Origin of the sequence: Methylobacterium sp. WL18 (genome assembly GCF_008040015.1) — a bacterium.
GTDB lineage: Bacteria > Pseudomonadota > Alphaproteobacteria > Rhizobiales > Beijerinckiaceae > Methylobacterium > Methylobacterium mesophilicum.
Genome location: NZ_VRVD01000992.1, coordinates 1 through 1,162, shown reverse-complemented (window position 1 = coordinate 1,162; position 1,162 = coordinate 1). Strand labels below are relative to the sequence as shown.

Below are 1,162 nucleotides of genomic sequence, written 5' to 3'. Positions count from 1 at the left end.
CTCGTCGAGGGCGCCCGCGCCGAGGCCGAGCAGCAGCGCGCCGCGATCTACCGCGACATGCCGCCGGCCGTGCTGCTCGGGCTCGCCGCACGGGAATTCGCCGGCAAGCTCGACACGATCGAGCACCTCAACGTCACGCCCGACCTGCTCGCGGCGGCCCTGGGCGAATTCCGCCGGGCCGTGCCGCTGCCGGCCGCGACGCGCTGAGGGGGCGGGCCATGGCAGGGGTCACGCCCCGGGTGGTCTTCGTGATCCGCGATACCGATTACGAGCTGCTGCTGATCCGGCACGCGACCCGCGGCCAGGTCCGGTTCTTCCTGGAGAGCCGCGGGCAGTCGATCGCGGAGATCGAGGACCGCCACGCGCGGGCCCACGCGGTCCTCGCGCAGGCCCGCGCGTGCGTGCCGACGGAGTGGCGCCAGGCGCTGGTGCGGCGCCCCGACCTCGACCGCTTCCTGTTCGCCCCCGAGGACGTCGTGGTCGCGGTGGGCCAGGACGGGCTCGTGGCCAACGTCGCGAAGTATCTCGACGGGCAACCGGTGGTCGGCGTCAATCCGGCGCCCGACCTCTATGACGGCATCCTGGCGCGCGCCCCGGTGGAGCGGCTGGGGGCGCTGCTGCCGGCCAGCGTCGCCGGAGCCGCGCGGATCGAGCGCCGCACCATGGTGCAGGCGGTGCTCGACGGCGGCGCGCGGCTGCTGGCGCTGAACGAGATCTTCGTCGGCCACCGCAGCCACCAATCCGCGCGCTACCGGATCGCGGATCGCGGCCGGGCGGAGGACCAGTCGTCGAGCGGCCTGATCGTGGCGTCCGGGACCGGCCTGACCGGCTGGGCCCGGTCGATCAGCGACGCGACCCACATCGCCCTCGATGTCGGCGTCGAGGAGGCGGCGGTCGGCTACTGGGTGCGCGAGCCGTTTCCGAGCGTCGCCACCGCGACGGGCCTGCGCGCGGGCAAGCTCGCCGCCGATTCCCTCACCGTGACGTCGCGGATGAACGAGGGCGGCGTCGTGTTCGCCGACGGGATCGAGCAGGATTTCCTCGCCTTCGACTGGGGGCGGCGCGTGGACATCGCCCCCGCCGCCCGGACCCTCAACCTCGTCGTCGCCTGAGACCGCGGGCCTCGTTCGGGGCGGGCGGCGTCACCGGCCCAGCGCACGCG

1 protein-coding gene and 1 pseudogene are annotated in these 1,162 nt (G+C 74.6%); both read left to right on the top strand.

Translation table 11 applies throughout. The annotated features are described in order from the left end of the window. Positions 1 to 207 (top strand): annotated as a pseudogene (locus FV228_RS30370) (band 7 protein); the annotation flags it as partial. 11 nt (positions 208 to 218) lie between these two features. Continuing rightward, positions 219 to 1,112, top strand: a complete 894-nt coding sequence (locus FV228_RS30365; RefSeq protein WP_147857808.1) for an NAD(+)/NADH kinase — start codon at positions 219 to 221, stop codon at positions 1,110 to 1,112. The last annotated feature ends 50 nt before the right edge of the window (positions 1,113 to 1,162 follow it).